The sequence below is a fragment of the Lysinimonas soli genome (assembly GCF_042655435.1).
Classification (GTDB): domain Bacteria; phylum Actinomycetota; class Actinomycetes; order Actinomycetales; family Microbacteriaceae; genus Lysinimonas; species Lysinimonas soli.
The window spans coordinates 1245070-1269675 of sequence record NZ_JBHSMG010000001.1 but is presented as its reverse complement, the minus strand read 5'-3'; the positions used below and the strand labels follow the sequence as shown (position 1 = coordinate 1269675).

20 protein-coding genes, 1 tRNA gene and 1 other RNA gene are annotated in these 24606 nt (G+C 70.1%); 11 read left to right on the top strand and 11 right to left on the bottom strand.

What is annotated here, in order from left to right; translation table 11 throughout:
• Positions 1 to 23: 23 nt before the first annotated feature.
• Together ACFPJ4_RS06045 and ACFPJ4_RS06040 are read left to right on the top strand one after the other, a co-directional pair.
• Positions 24 to 1673 (top strand): bifunctional 3'-5' exonuclease/DNA polymerase, encoded by a 1650-nt coding sequence (locus tag ACFPJ4_RS06045; protein ID WP_386739414.1) that lies wholly within the window; start codon positions 24 to 26, stop codon positions 1671 to 1673.
• 144 nt (positions 1674 to 1817) lie between these two features.
• Positions 1818 to 2336, top strand: coding sequence for a DUF3145 domain-containing protein (locus ACFPJ4_RS06040; protein WP_386739412.1), 519 nt, complete (start codon positions 1818 to 1820; stop codon positions 2334 to 2336).
• A gap of 236 nt (positions 2337 to 2572) precedes the next feature.
• On the opposite strand, the gene ACFPJ4_RS06035 is transcribed toward ACFPJ4_RS06040, so the two are convergent.
• The 6 genes from ACFPJ4_RS06035 to aceE form a co-directional block, all read right to left on the bottom strand.
• A complete protein-coding gene (locus ACFPJ4_RS06035) occupies positions 2573 to 3814 on the bottom strand; it encodes a beta-ketoacyl-[acyl-carrier-protein] synthase family protein (protein ID WP_386739410.1) in 1242 nt (413 codons plus the stop codon).
• A gap of 91 nt (positions 3815 to 3905) precedes the next feature.
• Positions 3906 to 4154: an acyl carrier protein gene (locus ACFPJ4_RS06030; protein ID WP_386739408.1), complete on the bottom strand. Its 249-nt coding sequence runs from the start codon at positions 4152 to 4154 to the stop codon at positions 3906 to 3908.
• 58 nt (positions 4155 to 4212) lie between these two features.
• Positions 4213 to 5241, bottom strand: coding sequence for a beta-ketoacyl-ACP synthase III (locus ACFPJ4_RS06025; RefSeq protein ID WP_386739406.1), 1029 nt, complete (start codon positions 5239 to 5241; stop codon positions 4213 to 4215).
• A complete protein-coding gene (locus ACFPJ4_RS06020) occupies positions 5238 to 6200 on the bottom strand; it encodes an ACP S-malonyltransferase (RefSeq protein WP_386739404.1) in 963 nt (320 codons plus the stop codon). The genes ACFPJ4_RS06025 and ACFPJ4_RS06020 overlap by 4 nt, the downstream gene beginning before the upstream one ends.
• A 121-nt stretch (positions 6201 to 6321) precedes the next feature.
• Positions 6322 to 7503 (bottom strand): PucR family transcriptional regulator, encoded by a 1182-nt coding sequence (locus ACFPJ4_RS06015; protein WP_386739402.1) that lies wholly within the window; start codon positions 7501 to 7503, stop codon positions 6322 to 6324.
• A gap of 47 nt (positions 7504 to 7550) precedes the next feature.
• Positions 7551 to 10277, bottom strand: a complete 2727-nt coding sequence (gene aceE, locus ACFPJ4_RS06010) for a pyruvate dehydrogenase (acetyl-transferring), homodimeric type (protein ID WP_386739400.1) — start codon at positions 10275 to 10277, stop codon at positions 7551 to 7553.
• A 252-nt stretch (positions 10278 to 10529) separates the two neighbouring features.
• On the opposite strand from aceE, the gene ACFPJ4_RS06005 reads away from it, so the two are divergent.
• Entirely contained in the window at positions 10530 to 11003 is a 474-nt protein-coding gene (locus ACFPJ4_RS06005; RefSeq protein WP_386739398.1) for a peroxiredoxin, read from the top strand.
• A gap of 30 nt (positions 11004 to 11033) precedes the next feature.
• Here ACFPJ4_RS06005 and ACFPJ4_RS06000 read toward each other — a convergent pair whose 3' ends face one another.
• Positions 11034 to 11690 (bottom strand): DUF1345 domain-containing protein, encoded by a 657-nt coding sequence (locus ACFPJ4_RS06000; RefSeq protein ID WP_386739397.1) that lies wholly within the window; start codon positions 11688 to 11690, stop codon positions 11034 to 11036.
• 41 nt (positions 11691 to 11731) lie between these two features.
• On the opposite strand from ACFPJ4_RS06000, the gene ACFPJ4_RS05995 reads away from it, so the two are divergent.
• The 7 genes from ACFPJ4_RS05995 to rnpB all read left to right on the top strand — a co-directional run bounded on the left by ACFPJ4_RS05995 (position 11732) and on the right by rnpB (position 18698).
• A tRNA-Val gene (locus ACFPJ4_RS05995) sits at positions 11732 to 11805 on the top strand.
• A gap of 124 nt (positions 11806 to 11929) precedes the next feature.
• Positions 11930 to 12838 (top strand): DMT family transporter, encoded by a 909-nt coding sequence (locus ACFPJ4_RS05990; RefSeq protein ID WP_386739395.1) that lies wholly within the window; start codon positions 11930 to 11932, stop codon positions 12836 to 12838.
• A gap of 10 nt (positions 12839 to 12848) precedes the next feature.
• Positions 12849 to 16181, top strand: coding sequence for a cytosine permease (locus tag ACFPJ4_RS05985; RefSeq protein ID WP_386739393.1), 3333 nt, complete (start codon positions 12849 to 12851; stop codon positions 16179 to 16181).
• 38 nt (positions 16182 to 16219) lie between these two features.
• Positions 16220 to 17035 (top strand): Nif3-like dinuclear metal center hexameric protein, encoded by an 816-nt coding sequence (locus ACFPJ4_RS05980; RefSeq protein ID WP_386739392.1) that lies wholly within the window; start codon positions 16220 to 16222, stop codon positions 17033 to 17035.
• A 46-nt stretch (positions 17036 to 17081) separates the two neighbouring features.
• Positions 17082 to 17822, top strand: a complete 741-nt coding sequence (locus ACFPJ4_RS05975; RefSeq protein ID WP_386739390.1) for a zinc ribbon domain-containing protein — start codon at positions 17082 to 17084, stop codon at positions 17820 to 17822.
• Positions 17819 to 18307: a reverse transcriptase-like protein gene (locus ACFPJ4_RS05970; protein ID WP_386739388.1), complete on the top strand. Its 489-nt coding sequence runs from the start codon at positions 17819 to 17821 to the stop codon at positions 18305 to 18307. The genes ACFPJ4_RS05975 and ACFPJ4_RS05970 overlap by 4 nt, the downstream gene beginning before the upstream one ends.
• A gap of 8 nt (positions 18308 to 18315) precedes the next feature.
• An RNA gene (rnpB, locus tag ACFPJ4_RS05965) (RNase P RNA component class A) lies at positions 18316 to 18698 on the top strand.
• 148 nt (positions 18699 to 18846) lie between these two features.
• Here the strand turns inward: rnpB and ACFPJ4_RS05960 are convergent.
• Both ACFPJ4_RS05960 and cspE read right to left on the bottom strand, forming a co-directional pair.
• Entirely contained in the window at positions 18847 to 19581 is a 735-nt protein-coding gene (locus tag ACFPJ4_RS05960) for a VIT1/CCC1 transporter family protein (RefSeq protein WP_386739386.1), read from the bottom strand.
• A gap of 134 nt (positions 19582 to 19715) precedes the next feature.
• Complete coding sequence (cspE, locus tag ACFPJ4_RS05955) at positions 19716 to 19919, bottom strand: transcription antiterminator/RNA stability regulator CspE (protein ID WP_386739384.1); 204 nt, start codon at positions 19917 to 19919, stop codon at positions 19716 to 19718.
• Between the two features lie 341 nt (positions 19920 to 20260).
• Between cspE and ACFPJ4_RS05950 the strand changes: the two genes are divergently transcribed.
• Positions 20261 to 21361 carry a fatty acid desaturase family protein gene (locus tag ACFPJ4_RS05950; RefSeq protein ID WP_386739383.1) on the top strand — a complete coding sequence of 367 codons (1101 nt, stop codon included), beginning with the start codon at positions 20261 to 20263 and terminating at the stop codon, positions 21359 to 21361.
• Here the strand turns inward: ACFPJ4_RS05950 and ACFPJ4_RS05945 are convergent.
• Together ACFPJ4_RS05945 and ACFPJ4_RS05940 are read right to left on the bottom strand one after the other, a co-directional pair.
• A complete protein-coding gene (locus ACFPJ4_RS05945; RefSeq protein WP_386739382.1) occupies positions 21358 to 22038 on the bottom strand; it encodes a response regulator in 681 nt (226 codons plus the stop codon). The genes ACFPJ4_RS05950 and ACFPJ4_RS05945 overlap by 4 nt on opposite strands.
• A complete protein-coding gene (locus ACFPJ4_RS05940) occupies positions 22035 to 24584 on the bottom strand; it encodes a DUF4118 domain-containing protein (RefSeq protein WP_386739381.1) in 2550 nt (849 codons plus the stop codon). Before ACFPJ4_RS05940 ends, ACFPJ4_RS05945 begins: the two co-directional genes overlap by 4 nt.
• Between the last annotated feature and the right edge of the window lie 22 nt (positions 24585 to 24606).

Sequence of the window (24606 nt, the reverse complement as noted above, 5' to 3'; positions counted from 1 at the left end):
GCCGCAGGCGGCAGACTGGCGGGGTGCACATCGCGCTCCGTCAGTCTGCCGCCGCGCGGGTCGAGGCGGTCGAGCTCGACGACGCCGGCGCAGAGCTCGGTCGGCACGACCTCGACGAGGGCGCGCTGACGCAGTGGGTCCGCGAGCGGGAGGCGGGGCATCCGCGCTGGGTCTGGAGCGACACGGCACGGTGGTACCCGCCGCTGCTGCGGGCCGGGGTGCGGGTCGAGCGCTGCGTCGACCTGCGGTTGTGCCACCGCATTCTGCGGCACGCCGTGTCGGCCGCGGGTTCGGAGCTCGCGACCGGCGGGCGTGACGGTTGGGACTCGCCGCCCCCGGCGCCGTCGGCGGCCCCCGACGCGCTCTTCGACCTCGAGCCGCCACCGGTCGACGACGATCCGGTCGTCGAGTGGCTGCGGCAGCGGTCGGCCGTCGAGGGTAGCTCGCAACCCGGCCGGCTGGCTCTGCTGCTCGCGGGGGAGAGCGTCGGCGCCCTCGTCGCCGTCGAGATGCGCTTCGCCGGCCTGCCCTGGAGCCCCGCGCGACACGACGAACTGCTCACGGAGTTGCTCGGCCCGCGCCCCGCTCTCGGGCGGCCGGCGCTGATGGAGGCGGCCCTGGCACGGGTGCGCGAGGCGCTCGACGAGCCCGACCTGAACCCCGACTCCCCGGTCGAGCTCGTCAAGGGGTTGCAGCGCGCCGGCTTGCGAGCCACCTCGACCCGGTCGTGGGAGCTGAAGCGGATCGAGCATCCGGCCATCGCGCCTCTGCTGGAGTACAAGAAGCTCGCCCGCCTGTATTCGGCCAACGGCTGGCACTGGCTCGAGGAGTGGGTGCACGACGGGCGGTTCCGACCCGTCTACGTGCCCGGCGGCGTCGTGACGGGCCGGTGGGCGTCCGACGGCGGCGGAGCGCTGCAGCTGCCGCGACAACTGCGCGCGGCGGTCGTCGCCGACGAGGGCTGGACCTTCGTCGTGGCCGATGCCTCGCAGCTCGAGCCGCGCGTGCTCGCCGCGATGTCGGGCGACGCGGCGATGGCCCGCGCAGGCCAGGCCCAGGACATGTACCAGGGCATGGTCGACGCGGGCGCCGTCGAGACGCGGCCGCAGGCCAAATACGGCATGCTCGGGGCGATCTACGGCGGCACCACCGGTGAGAGCGGGCGGATGCGCCCCCGCATCGCGCGCGCCTTCCCGACAGCGATGGCGTACGTCGAGTCGGCCGCCCGCGCCGGCGAGAAGGGCGAGGTCGTCAGCACCTGGCTCGGGCGCAGCTCGCCGCCGGGGGCTGCCGACAGCTACGACGAGACCGCGTCGGATGCCGAACTGCGCAAGCTGCGCAACGACGCCCGGGGCTGGGGGCGCTTCACCCGCAACTTCGTGGTGCAGGGCACCGCCGCGGAGTGGGCCCTGTGCTGGATGGGGTCGCTGCGCCGGCGGCTGTGGCAGCTCGGAGGCGGTGACGCCGCGGATGCCCCGCTCACCGACCGGCCGCATCTGGTCTTCTTCTTGCACGATGAGCTCATCGTGCACACGCCGCGCGCCCTGGCCGAACAGGTGGCTGCGGAGCTGCGCGAATCGGCAGCGGAGGCCGGGCGCCTGCTGTTCGGGGCGGCTCCGGTGGAGTTCGCCGTCACGGTCGCGATCGTCGACAGCTACGACCAGGCCAAGTAGGGGCTGCGCCTCCCGGCGCGACACGAAGAACCCCGGAATCACAGTCTTGTGATTTCCGCTCCGATTCCGGCATAATTCAACCAGCAGCTCAGCTGTCCGTTTCGCCAGTCGATGGGGAAGTCGCACCGACGAACGGAGAGAGAAATGACTGCTGTGACAACTCAGCGCGCTCTGGCACGCGGCGTGGTGTTCATCCACTCTGCTCCTCGTGCGCTGTGCCCGCATGTCGAATGGGCCGCGGGCCGTGCACTCGGTCGCGCCGTCAACTTCGACTGGCGCGATCAGCCTGTGCTGCCCGGCGCGCACCGCACCGAGTATTTCTGGGAAGGCCCGCGGGGCACCGGAGCCGCACTGGCGTCTGCGTTGCGTGGCTGGGAGCACCTGCGCTACGAGGTCACCGAGGATGCCGGGCTCGGCACCGATGGCGGCCGCTGGATGCACACGCCCGATCTGGGGATCTTCTTCTCCCAGACCGATACGGCGGGCAACGTCGTGATCCCCGAGGACCGGGTCCGTTTCGCCATGGAGTCGGCCGGATCGGACGCCTTCGAGCTGCACCGCGAGCTGCGGCTCGCGCTCGGTCAGGCCTGGGACGACGAACTCGAGTCGTTCCGGCACGCGAGCGAAGACAGCGCCGTCGTCTGGCTGCACAAGGTCGGGTAGGACTGCACGTGGGCAAGCACCGGGCAGGTCGAGCAGCGGGGATGCACCCGCGCAGCGGGAGCGGACCGAGGGCCGACGCTCTCGTTGAGCCGCGGGGGCGGCAGCTCGCTCAGGGCGCGGATATCACGCTGTTGATGGCCATGCTCGAACGTCTCGAGCGGGCACGCCCACGACAGGACGCCCGGCGTTCACTCGCCGAGTCCATCACGATCCTGGCGTAGCCCGGGCAGCCCGGGTCAGGCGTCGTAGCTGCGGACCGCGATGACCGAGTTGTGGCCGCCGAATCCGAACGAGTTCGAGATCGCGAGCTGCGGACCGTCTCCGAGCGACTGAGCATCCCCGCCGACCGACAGCGGGATCTCGGGGTCCTTCTCGGTGATGTTGATCGTCGGCGGCGCCAGCCGGTTCGCGACCGCGAGGATCGTGAAGATCGCCTCCAGCGCGCCGGTGCCGCCGAGCAGGTGACCGGTGGAGGCCTTGGTGGCCGACACCGGGATGTCGTGCACGCGATCGCCGAACACGGCGAGCAGAGCCCGGTACTCGGCGATGTCGCCGACCGGCGTGCTCGTGGCATGGGCGTTGATGTGCGTCACCTCGTCGACCGTCGCGCCGGCCTGTGCCAGCGCCGCGCGCACGGCGCGGGCCGCGCCCCAGCCCTCGGGGTCGGGCGCCGTGATGTGGTACGAGTCGCTCGTGACCCCGCCGCCGGCGATCTCGGCGTAGATGCGCGCTCCGCGGGCCTTCGCGTGCTCCTCGGTCTCGAGCACGAGAGCGGCAGCGCCCTCGCCCATGACGAAGCCGTCACGCGAGATGTCGTAGGGGCGCGAGGCGGTGGCCGGGTCGTCGTTGCGCTTCGAGAGCGCCTGCATCGAGGCGAAAGAGGCGAGGGTGATGCCGTGGATGCTCGACTCGGAGCCGCCCGCGACGATCACGTCGGCGTAGCCCGACTGCAGGTGGTCGAAGGCGTTCGCGATCGACTCGGTGCTCGAGGCGCACGCGGAGACGTCGGTGCGGGCGAACGCCCGCGCGTTGAGGTTCATGCTCACGGCCGCGGCGGCCGCGTTGGGCATCAGCATCGGCACCGTCATGGGCAGCACCCGGCGCGGACCCTTCTCCTTGAGGGTGTCCCAGGCGTCGAGGAGGGTCCAGAGGCCGCCGATTCCGGTGGCCCACTCGACCCCGAGACGGTCGGGCTCGACCTCGGGGGATCCCGCGTCGGCCCACGCCTCCCGAGCCGAGATCAGGGCGAACTGGCTGACCGGATCGAGTCGCTTGATCTCGATGCGCTCCAGCACCTCGTCGGGCCGCACCTTGGCCTCGGCGGCGAAGGTGACGGGCAGATCGAGTTCGGCCACCCAGTCGTGGGTGAGCGAGTGGGCGCCGGATTCACCGGCGAGCAGTCCGGCCCAGCTGTCGGGGGCGGTGCCGCCCACTGGCGACGACGCGCCGATTCCGGTGACGACGATCTTTTTGGTCATTCGAACTTTCTCCCGTGGAAGAACCCGGCGCGAGCCGGGCAACGGGCGGGGAGACGAGTCGTGTCCCCGCCCCATGCCGCTGCGGCGGGGCTCAGGCCTGCGCGTTGACGATGTAGGTGACGGCGTCGCCGACGGTCACGAGGTTCTTGACCTCGTCGTCGGGGATCTTGACGTCGAACTTCTCTTCGGCGTTCACGACGATCGTCATCATCGAGATCGAGTCGATGTCGAGGTCGTCGGTGAACGACTTGCCCATCTCCACAGTGTCCGTCGCGATGCCGGTCTCGTCATTGATCAGTTCAGCCAGACCGGCGAGAACCTCGTCCTGGGACAGTGCCATTTCGTATCTCCTTGAAGGGGGTGGTGCGAGGGGTGGTGTCGAGTGACCGTGGACAATCCTAGGGGAGCCGCACGACCTGGGCCCCGTAGACCAGGCCGGCGCCGAAGCCGATCTGCAGGGCGAGACCGCCGCTGAGCTCCGGGTGCTCCTCGAGCAGACGGTGGGTCGCGAGGGGGATCGAGGCGGCCGAGGTGTTGCCGGTCGTCTCGATGTCGCGGGCGATCTGCACGGTCTCGGGAAGGCCGATCTGCTTGGCCAGCTCGTCGATGATCCGCATGTTCGCCTGGTGGGGGATGAACGCCGCGAGGTCGGCCGGGGTGACGCCGGCGGCCGCCAGCGCCTGCTTCGCGACCTTCGCCATCTCCCACACCGCCCAACGGAAGACCGCCTGACCGTCCTGCCGCATGGTCGGCCACGGCTTCACCTTGTCGAGGTACTCCTCGAAGGTCGCGTTCATGCCGACGGCATCCCACTTCGAGCCGTCCGAGCCCCAGATCGTGGTCGAGATTCCCGGCTCGTCGGCGGGACCCACCACCGCGGCGCCGGCGCCGTCGCCGAGCAGGAACGAGATCGAGCGGTCATTGGGGTGCACATACTGCGAGAGCTTCTCGGCGCCCACCACGAGCACGTAGTCGGCGGCGCCGGACCGGATGAGCGCGTCGGCCTGGGCGATCCCGTAGGTGTAGCCGGCGCACGCGGCACTGATGTCGTAGGCCGGGGCCGGGCTGACCCCGAGGCGCTCGGCCAGCAGCGACGACATCGACGGGGTCACGGCGACATTGCTGATCGTCGAGACCAGCACGGCTCCGATCTGATCGGGACGGATGCCCGACTTGGCGATCGCCTCCCGCCCCGCGGTCTCGGCCAGGTCGATCGCGTTCAGGCCCTTGCGCGCCCGCTTGCGGGTGATGATGCCGGTGCGCTGACGGATCCACTCGTCGCTCGAGTCGATCGCCTCGACGAGCTCGGAGTTCGGCACGACGATGTCGCCGCGGGCGGCGCCCAGGGCGAGGATGCGCGTGTAGGGGTGCCCGACGGACTGGTGCAGACGCGGGTGCGACGTCGAAGAGGATGCGGTGGCGGTCATGATGCTCCGTTGTCTGCGTCGGCGTCGGCGATGTCGTCGAGGAGTTGGTGGGCGAGGGGGATGTCGTCGGGGGTCTTGACGGCCACGGTCGGGATCCCCTTCAGGCCCCGCTTGGCGAGGCCGACGAGGGCGCCGGCCGGCGCGAGCTCGATGAGCCCCGTGACCCCGGCCGTTGCGAACGCCGCCATGTCGAGGTCCCACCGCACCGGCGACGCCACCTGGCCCACCAGGAGGTCGATGAACTCGCGGCCGGACCTCACGATCGACCCGTCCTTGTTGGTCCAGATGGTCCAGTCCGGATCACTCACATCCAGGGTGGCGGCGACCCCGCGCAGGGTCTCCACCGCCGGCTGCATATACCGGGTGTGGAATGCACCGGCCACCTGCAACGGAATGATCCGAGCACCGGCCGGCGGGTCCGACTGCAACGCGGCCAGAGCGGGAAGCTCGCCGGCGACGACGATCTGACCGCCGCCGTTGAAGTTGGCCGGCTGCAGCCCGAGCGCTTCGAGCTTGGCGAGCAGCTCGTCTTCGTCGCCACCGATCACGGCGCTCATGCCGGTTGCGACTTGGGCCGCCGCGGCGGCCATGGCCGTACCCCGGGCGGCGACGAGCTTCATCGCGTCCTGCTCGCTGAGGATGCCCGCGCCGGCGGCCGCGGCGACCTCGCCCACGGAATGGCCGGCGATGCCCGCGGTCTTGCCCTTCCAGCCCGAGCCGGAGCCCTCATCCAGAACCGCGGCGAGGGCCACGAGCGATGCGGCCACGATGAGCGGCTGGGCGACGGCCGTGTCTCGGATCGTGTCGGCGTCCGACACCGTTCCGTGCGCCGCCAGATCGAGGCCGGCGGCCTCCGACAGAGCCGCGAGATGCTCCGCGAAGCGGGGCTCGGCGAGCCAGGGTTCCAGGAATCCGGGGGTCTGCGATCCCTGACCGGGGGCGACGATGACGACACTCACCAGCCCAGTCTGTCAACTCGGAGGCGCCCGCGTCGAACTCGGGGTACTAAGAATCCGGCGTGACCTTGGCGGAAAGCTACAGGCCCGGCGGCGAACGCCACCTCCGAGGTCCGGACGGCGGCTACTTCTGCGGTCGACCGTCGGGATCGGCGATCGAGCCGATGATGAGGGCGGATTGCAGGATCAGCGCCTCGCGGGCGCCCGTGGCGTCCCAGCCGATCACCTCGCTGATGCGCTTGAGCCGATAGCGCACGGTGTTCGGATGCACGAACAGCTCACGGGCGGTGGCCTCAAGCGAGCGACCGTTGTCGAGGTAGCACCACAGCGTGGTCAGCAGCTCGGTCGAGTGGTTCTGCAGCGGCTTGTAGATGCGGGCGATGAGGGTCGAACGGGCGAGCGGATCGCCGGCCAGGGCGCGCTCGGGCAGCAGATCGTCGGCGAGGGTGGGCCGGGGTGCGTTGCGCCAGGCCTTGGCCACCGCGAACCCGGCCAGGGCCGCCCGGGCGCTGCGTGCCGCGTCGACGAGCGACGGCACCTCGTGACCCAGCACGAGGTGCCCGGGCCCGAAGCCCGGTTCGAGCCGGGCCGCGATCTCGAGGAAGGGCAGCGGGTCCTTCGACTCCGACTCCTCGGCCGGGTCGACCCGGCCGATCACGATGACGAGCCGGCTGCCCTGCACGCCGATCAGCACATCCGAGTCGAGATGACGAGCGGTGCGCCGGAGCATGTCGACGTCGAGGATGCGCGGGGCGGTGCCCACGAGCACGCTGACCGCGCCGTGCCCGTTCCAACCGAGTGCGGCGATGCGGCTCGGCAGCTCGCTGTCGTATTCCCCCGTGAGGATGGAGTCGACCACGAGGGCTTCGAGGCGGGCGTCCCACAGGCCGCGGGCCTCCGCGGCCCTCGCGTAGACGTCGGCGGCCGCGAAGGCGATCTCGCGCGAGTAGAGCAGGATCGCCTCGCGCAGCGACTCGTCGGCATCCTTGACCCGCTGCTCGACGACCTCGACCGTGACCCGGATGAGTTGCAGCGTCTGCTGCAGGCTGACCGAGCGCAGCAGTTCGCGCGGGGCCGCTCCGAAGACGTCGGCCGCGATCCACGGGGTCGAGGTCGGATCTTCGAACCACGAGATGAACGAGGTGATGCCGGCTTGAGCGACCAGGCCGACCGCGCTCCGTCGACCAGGGGGCATGTCGCGGTACCACGGCAGGGTGTCGTCGAGACGCTTGAGAGTCGCCGTCGACAGCTCGCCCGAGAGCGTGCGCAGCCAGGCGAGAGTCTGCGGGCGGGTGCGCTCAGCCATCGCGCCGCGCGCTCATGCCGCGCCGAACGGTGATCCGGCGGCGCGCGTCAACTCTCCCCGCCCGCCGACCCGGAGGTGCCGGCTGTCACGTCGTGCAGCTGGTACTTCTCGATCGCCTGGGTCACCGCAGCGGGGTCGACCTCGCCGCGACGCGCCAGCGACTGCAGCGTGCGCACGACGATCGACGGGCCGTCGATCTTGAAGAACCGACGCGCAGCGGGCCTCGTGTCGCTGAAGCCGAAGTCGTCGGCGCCGAGGGTGACGTACTCGCCCGGCACGAAGGGCCTGATCTGGTCGGGCACCGCGTGCATGTAGTCCGAGACCGCGACGAACGGGCCATCGGACCCGGCCAGCTTCGCCCAGAGGTAGGGCACCTGCGGCGGCTCTTCCGGGTGGAGGAAGTTGTGCTCGTCGGCGGCCAGGCCGTCGCGGCGCAACTCGGTCCACGAGGTGACGCTCCACACGTCGGCGGCGACGTTCCAGTCGCGCGCGAGCAGCTCCTGCGCCTCGAGTGCCCACGGCAGGGCGACGCCCGAGGCGAGCAGCTGGGCCTTCGGGCCGAGGTTGTCGGCGGCCTTGAGCTTGTAGATGCCCTTGAGCAGGCCGTCGACGTCGAGGTTCTCGGGCTCGACGGGCTGCTGGTGCGGCTCGTTGTAGACCGTGATGTAGTACATGACGTTCGGGTTCGGATGCTGCCCGCCGTACATGCGCTCGATGCCCGCCTGCACGAGACGGCCGATCTCGTAGCCGTACGCGGGGTCGTAGCTGACCACCGCCGGATTCGTCGAGGCCAGCAGGTGCGAGTGGCCGTCGGCGTGCTGCAGGCCCTCGCCGGTCAGCGTCGTGCGACCGGCCGTCGCCCCGATGATGAAGCCGCGGGCCATCTGGTCGCCGGCGGCCCACATGGCGTCGCCGGTGCGCTGGAACCCGAACATCGAGTAGAAGACGTAGACCGGGATGAGCGGCTCGCCCTGCGTCGCGTAGGCGGTGCCCGCGGCCGTGAACGCCGAGAACGCGCCGGCCTCGTTGATGCCGGTGTGGATGATCTGGCCCTGCGGGCTCTCCTTGTAGGCGAGCAGCAGCTCCCGGTCGACCGAGGTGTAGTGCTGGCCGTTCGGGTTGTAGATCTTCGCGGTCGGGAAGTAGGCGTCCATGCCGAAGGTGCGCGCCTCATCCGGGATGATCGGCACGATCCGGTGGCCGAAATCGGGCGACTTCAGCAGGTCTTTGAGCAGGCGGGCGAACGCCATCGTGGTGGCGACCTCCTGCTTGCCCGAGCCCTTGCGCGAGATCTCGTAGACGGAGTCGTCGGGGATGGCGATCTGGGTGTATTTGGTGCGTCGCTCCGGCACGTAGCCGCCGAGCTCGCGGCGACGCTCCTGCAGGTACTGGATCGCCGGGTCGTCGGGGCCGGGGTTGTAGAACGGCGGCTGGTACGGGTTCTCCTCGAGCGCGGCATCCGTGATCGGAATGCGCATGACATCGCGGAACTGCTTGAGGTTGTCGAGCGTGAGCTTCTTCATCTGATGGGTCGCGTTGCGGCCCTCGAAGCTCGGGCCGAGGCCGTAGCCCTTGACCGTCTTGGCCAGGATGACGGTCGGCTGCCCCTTGTGCTCGACGGCGGCTTTGAACGCCGCGTACACCTTGCGGTAGTCGTGGCCACCGCGCTTGAGGTTCCACAGCTGCTCGTCGGAGTATCCCTCGACGAGCTTCGCCGTGACCGGGTCGCGGCCGAAGAAGTTCTCGCGCACGTAGGCGCCGTTCTCGGCCTTGTAGGTCTGGTAGTCGCCGTCGGGCGTGACGTTCATCAGGTTGACGAGCGCGCCGGTGGTGTCGGCGGCGAGCAGGGCGTCCCACTCGCGGCCCCAGACCACCTTGATGACGTTCCAGCCCGCACCGCGGAAGAAGCTCTCGAGCTCCTGGATGATCTTGCCGTTGCCGCGAACCGGGCCGTCCAGCCGCTGCAGGTTGCAGTTGATCACGAAGGTCAGGTTGTCGAGCTTGTCATTGGCGGCCCACTGCAGGGCGCCCCGGCTCTCGACCTCGTCCATCTCGCCGTCGCCGAGGAAGGCCCAGACGTGCTGGTCGCTCGCGTCCTTGATGCCGCGGTTGGTCAGGTACTTGTTGGACTGCGCCTGGTGGATCGCGTTGATCGGGCCGAGACCCATCGACACGGTCGGGAACTCCCAGAAGTGCGGCATCAGCCGCGGGTGCGGGTAGGAGCTGAGGCCATGAGGGGCCTTGCTCTTCTCCTGGCGGAAGCCGTCGAGGTCCTGCTCGCTCAGGCGGCCCTCGAGGAAGGCGCGCGCGTACATGCCGGGGGAGGCGTGGCCCTGGTAGAAGATCTGGTCGCCGCCGCCCGGGTGGTCCTTCCCGCGGAAGAACCAGTTGTGGCCGACCTCGTAGAGCGCGGCGGAGGAGGCGTACGTCGAGATGTGACCGCCGACGCCGATCCCGGGGCGCTGGGCGCGGTGCACCGTGATGGCGGCGTTCCAGCGGATCCAGGCGCGATAGCGGCGTTCGAGCTCCTCGTCACCCGGGAAGGCCGGCTCGTTCTCGGGAGCGATCGTGTTGATGTAGTCCGTCGTGGGGACCATCGGCACACCGAGTTGCAGGTCCTTCGACCGCTTGAGCAGGCTCAGCATGATGTCTCGGGCGCGGCCGTGACCCTTCTCGGCCACCAGCTGGTCGAGGGATTCCTGCCACTCGGCGGTCTCGTCGGGATCGGAGTCCGTGTAGTTGACCGAATACGGGTCCTGGTCGTTCACCGTCACCGTTGACCTCTTTCTCTGGGTGGCGACATAGCCGGGTGGGGCCATGAGAGCGGTCGTCGACTCCCGCACCGGGTTGCGGGCGGAAGCCGTTTCGTGCGCAGTCCACTCTAGTTCGGCGGCGACGACGTGGTGAGCGTCGCAGGGGAGCCGAGGCGCGTCCACGGCGAAACGCCAGGCCGCGGCGTATGATCGTGCGCTGGACTACCGGGCGAGGCCTCCTACGCCGCCCGGCTCGAAAGGACACGAGCGACGATGGCTCTCGAGAACGACACTCAGGCTCCCGACTTCGATCTGGCGAATCAGTTCGGTGAACACATCCGGCTGAGCGACTTCCGTGGCAAGCGGCCGGTCGTTCTGGTCTTCTTCCCGCTGGCGTTCTCGAGCACCTGCACGGGTGAGCTGTGCGCCCTGCGCGACAACCTCTCGCTGTTCAAGGCCAACGGGGTCGAACTCATCGGGATCTCCGTCGACTCGAAGGCGAGCCTGCGGGCATGGGCCGAGCAGGAGGGCTACGACTTCACGCTGCTCGCGGACTTCTGGCCGCATGGGGCCGTCGCCAAGGAGTACGGCGTGTTCCTCGAGGAGAAGGGGTTCGCGAACCGCGCGACCTTCGTCATCGACGTCAAGGGCGTCATCCGCGCCTCCTTCATCACCGCTCCGGGGGAGCCGCGCTCGATCGACGAGTATCGTGCGGCGCTCGACGAGGTGCTTCCCGCGCACGTGTAGCGCGCTCGCGGGCGCCGTCAGGAGGCTCCGCTAGGTCAGGATGTTCACCGCGCGGGCGATGACCAGCGCGAGCAGCCCGAAACCGGTGATCGACTGCACCGCCATGAGGGCTTTGGCCCGGTGGGTCAGCGGCATCACGTCGGTGGGGCTGAAGGCCATCATGTTGGTCAGCGAGAAGTACAGGTAGTCGAAGAAAGCCGGGCGCCAGGACGTCGGCTTGCCGGTGTCCTCCTGCGGGAAGCGGAAGTCGCGGGCCTCGGGATCGTTCGGCAGGCGACGCGAGACCGGGCCGCGGCCGTCCACCTCCCAATAGACCAGGCCGAAGGCGATGATGTCGGTCACCCAGACCTGCAGGGCGGTCAGGAGCACCTGAGGCCCGTGGGCACTGCTCGAGAGCAGCTCCTGCACGACCCCGACGACCTCGATCTGGTTGGCGATCGTCAGCACACCGCCGAGGGTGATCGACAGCCAGCGCGACCAGGCGGTCTCCCGCGTGAAGTGACGCGGGTTGAGCACGATCAGGGGGATGAGCAGGAGCGTCGCCACGATCGGGAGGATGTATCGCGGAATCCCGAGGAAGGTCGAGGGCAGCAGCACGTACACGACGACGGCGACGGTGACGGCGACGATGGCCGGCCAGCGCTGCTCCGGTTGTTCGGGGATCGCCCTCGGTGTTCGCGTCGCCATGCTGCGAGTGTAGGTGCGAGTCCGGCTACGATCGGGCACGCGGGCTCTTAGCTCAGTCGGTTAGAGCGCCACGTTTACACCGTGGATGTCGGGGGTTCGAATCCCTCAGGGCCCACTCACCGCTCGCGCCGCACGCCGGAGTAGGACTGACGCGAGACGCGATGCGTCTCGGGGTTCGAATCCCTCAGGGCCCACTCACCGCTCGCGCCGCATGCCCGGCCTCCCGCTATCGTCGGAATGTGGACGACAGGAGCACCGGCGGGATCCTCGCCCTCCTCCTGGCCTCGCTGCTCTGGGGCACCACCGGCACGGCCGCGGCCTTCCTGCCTCACGATGTGAGCTCTCTGGCCGTGGGTGCGTGCACGATGGGCGTCGGCGGTCTGCTGCTGCTCGCGACCTCGCCGCGGATGTCGACTCGCGTGCTGAGAGATGGGGTCGGGCGGCGCTGGGCGGCGCTGGGCGCGATCGGGGTGGTCGTGTATCCACTCGCGTTCTATTCGGCGATGAGTCTCGCGGGTGTCGCGGTCGGCAACGTCGTGGCCTTGGGGTCTGGCCCTGTGTTCGCGGCGCTCTTCGAGTGGCTGGGGGAGCGGCATCCGCTCTCGCGTCGCTGGACGGTGGCGACGGGGCTCGCCGTGCTCGGCATCGTCGGCCTCGCATTCGGGCGCGCGGCCGGTCCATCGACGCCGACGACGGGGACCCTGCCGGGCGTCGCGCTCGGGCTGCTGGCCGGGGCGGCCTACGCCTGGTACACCTACGCGTCGTCGCGGGCGATCCGATCGCCTCAGCCGAGTCGCGGCGTCATGGGCGCGATGTTCGGGATCGGGGCGGTGCTGCTGCTGCCCGTCCTGTTCGTCACCGGTGCACCGCTGCTGCAGTCGTCGGCGTCCCTCGGCATCGCGGCGTATCTGGCGCTCGGTCCGATGTTCCTGGCCTATCTGCTGTTCGGAGTCGGACTGCGCACCGTGCGGAGTTCGGCGGCGACGACCGTGACCCTTCTCGAGCCGGTCGTGGCCACCATTCTGGCCGTCGTCGTGGTCGGGGAGCGTCTGACGGCGGTCGGATGGACCGGGCTGGCACTGGTCTTCGCCGGTCTCGTCGTGCTGATTACGGCTCGTCGCGGGTCCCAAATCGCTGAGCGACTCTAGAATCCGGAGAATGACCGAGGGATATCCGGACGAAGGCGCACCGGACGCCGCATCGGACGCAACCTCCGAACCTCCGATGATCCGGAGGAGCAGCTTCACGCCGCCCCCGCCGGACACCGAACCTCCGACTTTCGATGACGACGCCCTCGCGGAGGCGATGGCCGCAGAGGTGCGGCCCTACACCGAGCCGATCCGGCTGCCGATGATGTCGCCTCCCGTCGGCTCCGAGGTCGCCGGGCCGCCGCCGCCCGTCACGCCTGCCACCGTTCCGTCAGCGCCGGGTCAGGCGTCGCGCCCGCCTTCCGCAGCCGAAGCCGGCCTGGAGGTGGAGCCCGCCGTCGACCTCGAAGGGGCATCCACTCTCGAGGCGATCGAGCGACTCGAGCGCGAGTTGCGGATGCTCTCGACGACGGGAACCGCCTCGACGCCGCTCGTGCAGCCCGAGGCTCCGGCAGCGCAGCCGGCCGAGACACCGGCGACGCAACACGAGGCTCCGGCAGCATCCGCGCCTGAACCTGGTCCGAGCCCTACCGGGAGCGAACCGGGCGGCCCGGGCGTGCTGCCCTGGTTGGCTCCACCGACCCCGAGCACGCCGGCGGAAGACCTGCTCGCGGCTCCGCTCCCGGTGACCCCGGCCGATCCGGTGGATCTGCCGACGACGACGACGGCACCCCCGACGAATGCCATCCCGGACTACCCGGCCGCCAGCCACTTCTTCCCTCGCGGCTACGACCCCATCGTGCCGCCGCCGCCCGCCGAGGCGCCGGCACCGCCGATCGCGGACGTTGCCGGCTCCGAAGTACCCTTCGGGGCGCCTCAGGCGACGTCGACGCCGACGTTCGGAGAGGTGCCGCCGGGGCCCCTGCCCGGGACCGACGCGCTGGGGTGGAACGCCGCACCCGAGGCCGCCGCACCCGAACCGACCTTCGCGCCGGAGGCCGCTATCGCGGAATCTGTTCTCACACCGGAACCCGCGATCGCTCCGGAGCCTCTCGTGATGCCCGAGCCGCCCGTGATGTCCGAGGTGACGGCGCCGGACACCGTGCAGCCGGCGGTTCCCGAAGCTCTTGCCTGGTTCACTCCACCGGCTGCCCCCGCTGTGGCCGATGCCGCACCGATTCCGGGCCTTCCTCCGGTGGATGCCAGCCTCATCGAGCCCGCCCTCGCCGCGACGCTTCCGCCGCTGGACGAGGCCCCGCCGGAGCCCGAGTCGCGGCCCTGGACGGCCCCCGAGCCCGCCGAGGAGCCAGCGGCGACGGCGACTCCCGCCCCACCCGTCGTCCCGGTCGCCCCCGCGCAGTCCGAGGGCCCCGCTGCCGACCTTCCGGTCGCCGTGCCGATCTCGACGACGCCGCCGACGGAGCCTGAGCCGCCGGACTGGCTCGACGCGCCGCCGCCGGTGTACAGCCCGCCCGAGCTGGTCGAGCCGCCGCCGTTCGTCGACACTCCTCCCGCTTCGGCGGTGGAATCCGTGCCGCCGATCACGGCGAGCACGATGTCGGCCCTGCCGATGCCGTTGCCGACCGATCAGCCGAACATCGCCGATCGCGCCGAACTGCCTCCGCCCCCCGGGTACGAGAACATCCCGATCCTGTCCGGCGATGCCGCGGCCGCGCCGGTCGGAGCCGCCACGAGAGATCCGTTCGAGAGCCTCGTCGCCTCACCCGCGGCGTCCCCGGTGGAGCAGCCCTCCTCGTTCGATCACGATGACGACGACGTGATCGATGCGGTCGATCGGGTCGGCGGCGCCGAGACCGGAGTCGATGCCCTCGTGTCCGGTGCGGCACCGGTGTCGGCGTCGGATGCGGACGCGGCCGAGCCGGCCGCCCCGCTGTCCGAGCCCGTGGCGAGCGCACGCCTGCCCGAAGGCGAGGCCGCCCTCGTCGGCGCGAAGGTCCAGCAGCCGCCGGCGTTCGAGATCGAGACCGCGGGAGTCGAACCGACCGCCCTCGACCTGCGCGCCGGCCGCGCCTCCCGTCTGTTCTGGTTGTGGTTCGCCGCGAACTCCTCGGTGATCAGCGTGGGCCTCGGTGCCGTGCTCCTGGGCACGGGGATGAGCCTCCGCCAGGCCATCGTGGCAACCCTCGCCGGAGTGGCGATTTCGTTCCTTCCGCTGGGCCTCGGCACGCTCGCCGGAAAGCGGAGTGGTCAGCCGACCATGATCGTCTCGCGCGCTTCCTTTGGCCACGCCGGCAACATCCTGCCCGCGCTGCTGGCTGTCGTGACGCGCGTCCTCTGGGGCGGCGCGCTGCTGTGGCTGCTGGCCACCGCCGTCGCACAGGTCCTCGTCGGAGCCGGGCTCGACGCCGGCCTCGGAACGACGATCTTGCAGCTGGTCGGCCTCGTGGTCGGGTTCGTGATCGTCACGGTCGTGGCCGTCTTCGGCTACGGCTTCGTCGCCAAGGTGCAGCTCGTGCTGAGCATCGTGAGCGGACTGCTGATCGTCGGCACCGTCGCCCTCACCGCCCAGCACCTCGACTTCGGGACCGCGCTCACCGTGCCCGATGGGTCGTGGCTGCTCGTGGTCCCGGGCGCCGTGCTCGTCTTCAGCGTCGTCGGCCTCGCCTGGGTGCACTCGAGCTCCGACCTGGCGCGCTACCAGCGGCCCGCCGGCTTCGGCGGATCCTCGATGCTGTGGGCGACGTTCGGCGCCACCCTGCCTCCATTCCTGCTGATCGCGTGGGGCGCGATGCTCGCGGCATCCGACCATGCCCTCGCGACGAGCCTGGCCCGCAACCCCCTGACCGCGATCGCCACGCTCCTTCCCGCGTGGTATCCGGCGCCGCTGCTCGCGGCGGCCGCGCTCGGCCTGCTGTCCGCGGCCATCCTGACGATCTACTCCGGCGGATTCGCGGTCCAGGCGGTCGGGCTGCGGATCCGACGCAGCATCGGGACCCTGGTATCGGCGCTCCTGGTGCTCGTCGCGGCGGCGGCTCTGCTGTTCCTGGTCGCCGACTTCGGCGCGCTCGCCCGCGATCTGCTGACGACGATCGCGGTTCCGGTCGCGGCCTGGGCCGGCATCTTCGCGTCCGAGATGATGATCCGCACCCGCCGCTTCCACACGCCCTCGCTGCTGGCTCCCGGGGGCATCTACCCCCAGATCCGCTGGGTGAACTTCCTCGGCCTGATCGTCGTCAGCCTGATCGGGCTCGGGTTGATCTCGTCGACCGCCGCGGGGCTCAGCTGGGAGGGATTCCTGTTCGGCCCACTCGGTGCCGGTTCCGGCTCGCCGTTCGCGACGAGCGACATCGGGGTCTTCGTTGCCCTGCTGCTCGGCCTCGCGGTGCCTCTGGCGGCCGGCGTGCCCGCGATCCGTCGGCAGGAGCGCACGGCGGTCGCGTGACGCGGGCCGTCGCGGGACGCGCTCCTAGACTGGGACGCATGCCGACCACCCTCGCCGACGCCGATGCCGCCATCTCGGCGCTCTGGCCGCCGAGCGGGGCCGAGTCGTGGGATGCCGTCGGGTTGATCGCAGGCGACCCGGGCGCCGAGGTGACGGCCGTCCATCTCGCGGTGGATGCCGTGCCCGAGACCGTCGACGAGGCCCTGGAACTCGGGGCGCAGCTTCTGCTCACGCACCACCCGCTGCTGCTGCGCGGCGTCACGAGCGTCGCCGAGGATCGCTACAAGGGCCTCGTGCTCGCCCGGCTGATCCGCGGCGGAGCGGCTCTGATCGCGGCGCACACGAACGCCGACGTCGTCGCGAGGGGAACGTCGGCGGTGCTTGCCGAACGGCTGGGACTGCGTGAGACCCGCCCGATCGAGCCGGGATCGGATCCCGCCCTCGGGCTCGGCCGGGTCGGGCGTCTCGCCGAACCGACGACCCTCGGCGCGCTGGCCCGGAGGCTCGCCGATCTGCTCCCCGCGACGGCGCAGGGCGTGCGGGCCGCGGGGGAGTACGACCGCGAGGTCGTCTCGGTCGCGCTCTGCGCGGGCGCAGGGGATTCGCTGCTCGCGCATCCTGCCGTGGTCGGCGCCGACGTCTACGTGACCAGCGACCTTCGCCACCATCCCGCCTCCGAGGCTCGCGAACGAGCCCGACTCGGTCGCGGGCCCGCCCTGCTCGACGTCTCGCACTGGGCGAGCGAATGGCTGTGGCTCGATGTCGCTGCCGAGCAGCTGCGTGGAGCGCTACCCGGCGTGACCGTCACGGTCAGCGAACTGCGCACCGACCCGTGGGATTTCGCCATCGTGTGATGTCGCCGCCGACCACCCCGACTCTGCCCCACCGAACGGAGATCCGATGGCCCTGAAGGCCGCCCCAGAAGACCAGGCCCTGCTGCTCGAGCTGCAGGCGCTCGACACCAAGCTGCAGCAGCTCGGCCACCGCGCCGCCAACCTGCCGGAACTGGCCGTGATCGCCACCCTGGCCGGCGAGCGCGATGCGCTGCGGGTCACCGTGGGGGAGCAGAGCGGCGCCTCCGAAGACGCGCAGACCGAGCTGAAGCGCACCGAGGCGGATGTCGCGGTCGTCGAAGCGCGGGTGGCCCGCGATCGCGAGCGCCTGCAGGGCAGCGCCTCCGTGAAGGATGTGGCGGCGCTCGAGCAGGAGCTGGCAGCTCTCGCACGGCGCCAGAGCGACCTCGAAGACATCCAGCTCGCCGTCATGGAGACCGTCGAGGAGCGGGCGTCGGTGCTCGCGGGGAGCCGGGCGCTGTTGGCGGCCGTCGAGGCCAAGATCGTCGAGGCGGCCGGGGCCCGGGATGCGGCCCTCGCCGAGCTGGACGACGAGCGTCAGCGCGCCGTGTCCGACCGCGAGGCGATCGCGGCCAAGGTTCCCGCCGATCTGCTCGCGCTCTACGAGAAGCAGCGTGCCCGTTACGGTATCGGCGCCTCCCTGCTGCGCGGCGGCGTGTCGAGCGCGAGCGGCGTTGCGCTCAACTCCTCGGACATGACGGTCGTGCGCGCGGCGGCACCGGATGACGTTCTGCTCTGCCCCGACTCGAGCGCGATCCTGGTGCGTACGGCGGAGTCCGGCCTGTGAACGTCTCCTTCCGAGCGGACCCGCCCGCGCCCGGCGCGGCGCGCGAGTTGCTCGTCGAGGCGGATGGCGGGTCCCGCGGCAACCCCGGCCGCGCCGGATCCGGGACCGTCGTGATCGATCCGGTCACGGGAGAGGTCCTCGTCGAGATCGGCATCTACGTCGGCATCGCCAGCAACAACGTCGCCGAGTACCGCGCGCTGATCGCGGGAGTGACGAAGGCGATCGAGATCGACCCTCACGCCGTGCTGCACGTGCGGATGGATTCGAAGCTCGTCGTCGAGCAGATGTCGGGCCGGTGGAAGATCAAGCACCCCGACATGGCCGATCTCGCGGCGGAGGCTCGCGAGATCCTGTCGGGGACGCCGGTCAAGTTCGAGTGGATCCCACGCGAGCAGAACTCGCGCGCCGATCGCCTGGCCAACGAGGCGATGGACAAGATGCGGTCGTTCGAACGCGGCCACGAGGCGCACGGCGCTACGCTGTAACTCGCAAACGGGTCGGCCAGACGGTCGCGTCATCCGGCTTCGGCCGGGTGCCGAGGAACGTCCGGGCTCCACAGAGCAGGGCGGTGGGTAACACCCACCCGGAGCAATCCGCGAGAAAGTGCAACAGAGAGCAGACCGCCTCCGGGCCGCGCCTTCGGGCGTCGGACCGGCGGTAAGGGTGAAACGGTGGTGTAAGAGACCACCAGGGGCCCGAGTGATCGGGCTCGCTGGGTAAACCTCGTCCGGAGCAAGGTCAGACAGGGAACGCCGAGGCTGCTCGCCGAGTTCCCGGGTAGACCGCTAGAGGGCTGCGGCAACGTAGTCCCGAGAGAGATGGCCGTCCCGGTGCTTCGGCACCGGACAGAACCCGGCGTATCGGCCGGCCCGTTTGCATTTCGTTTCGCTATGGCAGAAGGCGCTACGGCGCCTTCTGCGCGAACGAAATGGCGTGAGCACAACGCAGTCCCGGCCCCAAGTGAGCGCCGACAACGCGCCGACATCCCAGTCGAGCCCCCGACGAGAGGGCGATCCCCGACCCCCTACACGACCCCCGACGTCCCCAGCAGCGTCCCGATCACGAACGTCGCCACCAGCGCGGCCGCGCCCCCGACCACCACTCGCAGGATCGCACGCAGCTTGGGCGTGCCGCCGATCTTCGCGCTCGTCCATCCGGTGAGTGCGAGGGCCACGAGCACCACGGCGAACGTCACGGGGACGCGCGCTCCGTCGGGCGGCAACAGGATCGCCAGCAGGGGCAGGATGCCGCCGATGAAGAAGGCCAGGGCCGAGGCACCCGCCGCGTGCCAGGGGCTCGCCACGTCGTTCTCGTCGATGTTGAGCTCGGTCTCGAGGTGCGCCTTCAGGGCATCGCGGGCCGTGAGCTCTTCGGCGACCGTCTGAGCGGTCTCGGCAGAGAGGCCGCGATCCCGATAGAGGCCGGCCAGCTCGGCCAGCTCCTCCTCGGGGAAGTCCCGAAGCTCGGCCTTCTCCTTGGCGATCAGCGCGCGCGTCGTGTCGCGCGAGCTGCTCACCGAGACGTACTCGCCGAGCGCCATCGAGATCGCGCCACCGATGAGGGCCGCGGAGCCCGCGGTGATGAGGGGAGCGATGGCCGAGGTGGCGCCGGCGACGCCGACGACGATCGCGGCGACCGAGACGATTCCATCGTTGGCGCCGAGCACTCCGGCTCGGAGCCAGTTCAGTTTGCTGGCGACGCCGGCGTTGTGCGGTTCATCGGCGTGCGCGTCCAGCCCGGATGCGGTGTCGGAGGTCATGAAGCAAGCCAACCACTGCGCGGCACGGCTCGCCATACAGGTGAGGCTCACCTACTGCCCGACCGCGGCAGCCCCGGACGCGCGAACGCGCCGCCCGGCGAACCGGACGGCGCGTTCCTTGCGAAGGTTCTGGACTACGCGAGCTTGATCGCGGCGGCCTGAGGGCCCTTCTGGCCCTGGGTGACCTCGAACTCGACCCGCTGTCCCTCTTCGAGGCTGCGGTAACCCGACGCCTCGATGGCGGAGTAGTGGGCGAACAGATCCTGAGATCCGTCGTCGGGGGTGATGAAGCCGAAACCTTTTTCGGCGTTGAACCACTTCACGGTTCCAGTGGGCATTCTTGTACTGCTTTCTCTACTGCTCAGCTCCGTCGTTCGGAGCGGATCGTCGCGGTGTCTTGATCCGCTCATACATGACATCGACCCCGCCGGCGGCGGACGCCCATGTCACTTACCTGCGTAACACAACAACTAATCGATAACGGTACTGCACGAAGCTGTGATTCTGAGGATGTGCCGGGAAGATTTCACCCAACCGAAATAGAAGCGATATCTGCTGTTCGGGTGTGGCGGACCGTCGTTTGGGGGCTTCTGCACAGCCTGGCGCGGTACTCTCAGGCATCTAGAGCAGTTGCTCGATCATCCGGCTGAGAAGTCGCAACCCGACTATTGAAGGCCAGATGTCTCCTATTTCATCTCTTGGAGCCGTGCGCTCGACCGTCCCCCGAGTCGCCGGCGCGTCCTCCCCGATCAGCAGCTACTCCCAGTTGCTGTCGACCGTGCGCGGTGCGGGCCTGCTCGAGCGCAGCAAGGTCTTCTATGCCAGCGTGTTCGCGACCCTCGTCGTCGCCTTGGGCGGAGCCGTCACCGGGTTCGTGCTGCTGGGTGACTCGTGGTTCCAGCTGCTCATTGCCGGGGCCCTCGGCATCATCTTCACGCAGTTCGCGTTCCTCGGTCACGAGGCCTCGCACCGGGCGGTCTTCGCCTCGGGCAAGGCGAACGACCGCGCGGGTCGCGCGCTCGCCGTCGGAGTCGTCGGCATCAGCTACTCCTGGTGGATGAACAAGCACACCCGCCACCACGCGAACCCCAACATGATCGGCAAGGACCCCGATATCGCGGTCGACACGATCTCGTTCGTCGAAGAGGACGCGGCGTCGGCCACCGGCCTGCGCGCGCTCATCACCCGCCATCAGGCGGCGCTGTTCTTCCCCTTCCTCCTGTTCGAAGGCATCAACCTGCACGTCAAGTCGTTCGGTCACCTCTTCGGTCGTGGCAAGGTCGACGGCCGCGGAATCGAGATCGCCCTCATCGCGGTGCGCATGAGCATCCTGGTCGTGGCGATCTTCGCGGTGCTTCCCCTGGGCATGGCGTTCGCGTTCCTGGGTGTGCAGCTCGCGGTCTTCGGCGTCTATATGGGCGCCTCCTTCGCCCCGAACCACATCGGCATGGAGGTCGTTCCGGCTGGCGCCAAGCTTGACTTCCTGAACAAGCAGGTGCTCACCTCGCGCAACGTCTCGGGCGGATTCTGGATGAGCGTGCTCATGGGCGGCCTCAACTACCAGATCGAGCACCACCTCTTTCCGAGCATGTCGCGCCCTCACCTGTCCCGCACCCGCCGTCTGGTGCGCGAGACCTGCGCCCGCGAGGGGATCCCGTACACCGAGACCACGCTGCGCCGGGCCTATGTGATCGTGCTGAGCTATCTCAAGCAGGTCGGCAGCTACTCCGGATTCGCGACCTTCGACTGCCCGATGGTGGGTCAGTACCGCCGCGTCTAACTCGGTTCGGCGACGAACCGGTAGCCCATGCCGGCCTCGGTCACGAGGTGGCGTGGGGCGGACGGCTCGGCCTCGAGCTTCTTGCGCAGCTGCGAGAGGTAGAGCCGCAGATATCCGGTGTCGGTCGTGTATTGCGGGCCCCAGACCTCGGTGAGCAGTGTCTCGCGAGTGACCAGCCGTCCCGGATTCCGCACCAGCACCTCGAGCAGCCGCCATTCGGTCGGGGTGAGGCGCACGGGGACCCCGGCGCGGGTCACGAGTCGCGCCGAGAGATCGACGACGACATCCCCGAAGCGCACGACGGGCTCCTCGGTTGCCGACGGCGTGCGCCGGCCCATGGCCCGGATGCGGGCGAGCAGTTCGTCGGCGGCGAACGGCTTGGTCACGTAGTCGTCCGCGCCCGCGTCGAGCGCCTCCACCTTGTCCCAGGATCCGCTGCGGCCCGAGACCACGAGAATCGGCACGCGGCTCCATCCCCGGATCGCCTCGATGACCTGCACCCCGGTGAGACCCGGCATGCCGAGGTCGAGCACGACGATGTCCGGATGCGTTGCGGTCGCGGCATCCAGAGCGGCCTTGCCGTCGTGGGCAGTCACCACCTCGTAGCCACGGGCGGTGAGGGTGATCCGCAGAGCCCTCAGGATCTGCGGATCGTCGTCGGCGATCAGGATCTTCACGACTCGCCGCCTTCGACGGTGCCGGCAGACGTCGAGATGCTCGGTTCGACGACGGGCAGACTGCGCGAGGCGCGGACGACCGGCAGCTCGATCACCATGGTGAGCCCGCCTCCCGGGGTGTCTTCGGCCTCGAGCGTGCCGCCCATCGCCTCGACGAAGCCCTTCGAGAGGGACAGGCCCAGCCCGACGCCGACCGAGTTGTCGACGTCGCCGAGCCGCTGGAAGGGCAGGAAGACGTCGTCGCGCTGCTCCGCCGGGATGCCGGGGCCACGATCGACGACGCGCAACTGGACGTGATCACCGAACTGGCTGGTCGACAGCACGGGCGGTGATCCGGGGGGAGAGAACCGGATCGCGTTGCTCAGCAGATTCACGACCGCGCGCTGCAGCAGGGCGGCGTCGGCGTCGACCATGGGCACCGCGGTGAGTTCGAGGGTGACCTCGCCGGGCGACAGCCGGAGCTCGTCGAGGGCGCCCCCGACCACGTCGTCGAGCGCGACCGGACGCAGGGCGACGCCGATCACGCCCGCCTGCAGGCGGGTCACATCGAGCAGATCCGTGACGAGGGTCCCGAGGGCCACGAGGCTCTCGTCGGCGGTGGCGAGCAGCTCGGCGCGGTCGGCGGGACTCAGCTTGATGTCCGGCGAGCGCAATGAGCTCACGGCGGCTGTGGCCGCGGCGAGCGGGCGTCGCAGGTCGTGACTGACGGCGGCCAGCAGGGCGCTGCGCAGGCGGTCGGCCTCGGCGAGCGGTTTCGCGCCCTCGGCCTCGGTCGTCAGCCGTCGCTGCACGAGGGCCGACTCGAGCTGCGAGACGAACGCACCCAGGATGCGGCGGTCCGAGGGCTCGAGCGGATGTCCGACGACCTCGATCTGCGCGCCCTCGCCGAGCGGGAGCGTCGTGCGTTGGTCGGCGCCGGAGGCGATTTCGGGGTCCGACGACACCGCCACGGTCTCGTCGCCCTGTCGCAGCAGCACGCTGGTCATGCCGAAGCTGTCCCGAAGACGCGACACGAGCGCCTGCAGGGCGTCCGCCCCCTGCAGGACCCCGCCGGCGACCGCGACCAGCACCTCGGCCTCCGCCGATGCCCGCGCGGCGACCCGCGCACGGCGGGCGGCCTGATCCACCACGAGGCTCACGAGCGCCGCCACGACGACGAAGATGATCAGCGCGAGGAAGTGCAGCGGGTCGGCGATCCGGATCAGGTACAGCGGCGGGACGAAGAAGTAGTCGAGCAGGAATCCGGCGATGACGGCCGAGAGCAGAGCGGGCCAGATGCCGCCGACCAGGGCGACGATCACGATGAAGAGCTGGAACATCAGCACGTCGCTCGGAAGCGACTGAGCGCTTCGGAACAGGGTCAGCGACAGGGTGAGCAGGGGGAGTCCGAGCACGGCCAGCCCGAGCCCGATGAGGCGGCGACGCACTGACAGGGCCCCGCCGACGTGCGGAAGGCTCCGCTTGCCGGCCTCGGAGTGCGAGACGATGTGCACGTCGATGTCGCCCGAAAGCCGGATGACCGTCGAGGAGGTTCCGGCGCCGCCGAAGAAGGTCTGCAGCCGGCTGCGGCGCGAGACCCCGATCACGAGCTGGGTGGCGTTGACGCTGCGGGCGAAGTCCACGAGAGCGGACGGGACCTGCTCGGCCACCAGCTGATGAAAGCTGCCGCCGAGGGTCTCGACCAGGGCGCGCTGGCCCGCGAGCACGCCGGCATCCGGCCCCACGAGTCCGTCGGGGCTCGTGACGTGCACGGCGAACAGCTGGCCGCCGCCCGAGCGCTGGGCGATCCGCGCCCCGCGGCGCAGCAGGGTGTCGCCCTCGGGGCCTCCGGTCAGGGCGACGACGATGCGCTCGCGCGCCTCCCAGGACTGCTTGATGCCCTGCTCCGCCCGGTAGGCCTGCAGGGCGGTGTCGACCTCGTCGGCGAGCCAGAGCAGCGCCAGCTCGCGCAGGGCGGTGAGGTTGCCGAGACGGAAGTAGTTGCTGAGGGCGGCATCCACCCGGCCGGCGGGGTAGACGAGCCCCTGTGCCAGCCGGTCGCGCAGCGATTGCGGGGTGAGGTCGACCAGCTCGACCTGGTCGGCCGAGCGCAGCACCGAATCCGGGATCGTCTCGCGCTGCGGCACCCCGGTGATCTGCTGCACGACGTCGTTGAGCGACTCGATGTGCTGGATGTTGACGGTCGAGATCACGTCGATTCCGGCATCGAGGATCGCCTGCACGTCCTCCCAGCGCTTCGCATGCAGCGAGCCCGGCGCGTTGGTGTGGGCCAGTTCGTCGACGAGGGCGATGTCCGGATGCCGCGCGAGCACGGCGTCGAGGTCCATCTCGTCGAGCTTCACCCCGCGGTGTTCGATCTGCCGTCGCGGGATCACCTCCAGCCCGTCCACGAGGGCGGAGGTGGCCGCGCGGCCATGGGTCTCGACGATCGCGACCGCCACGTCCTTGCCTCCGTCGAGCAGCCGACGGCCCTCTTCGAGCATCGCGAAGGTCTTGCCCACGCCCGGGGCGGCGCCGAGCATCACCCGCAGGCGACCTCTACCCATGGGCCACAGTCTGACGCATCCG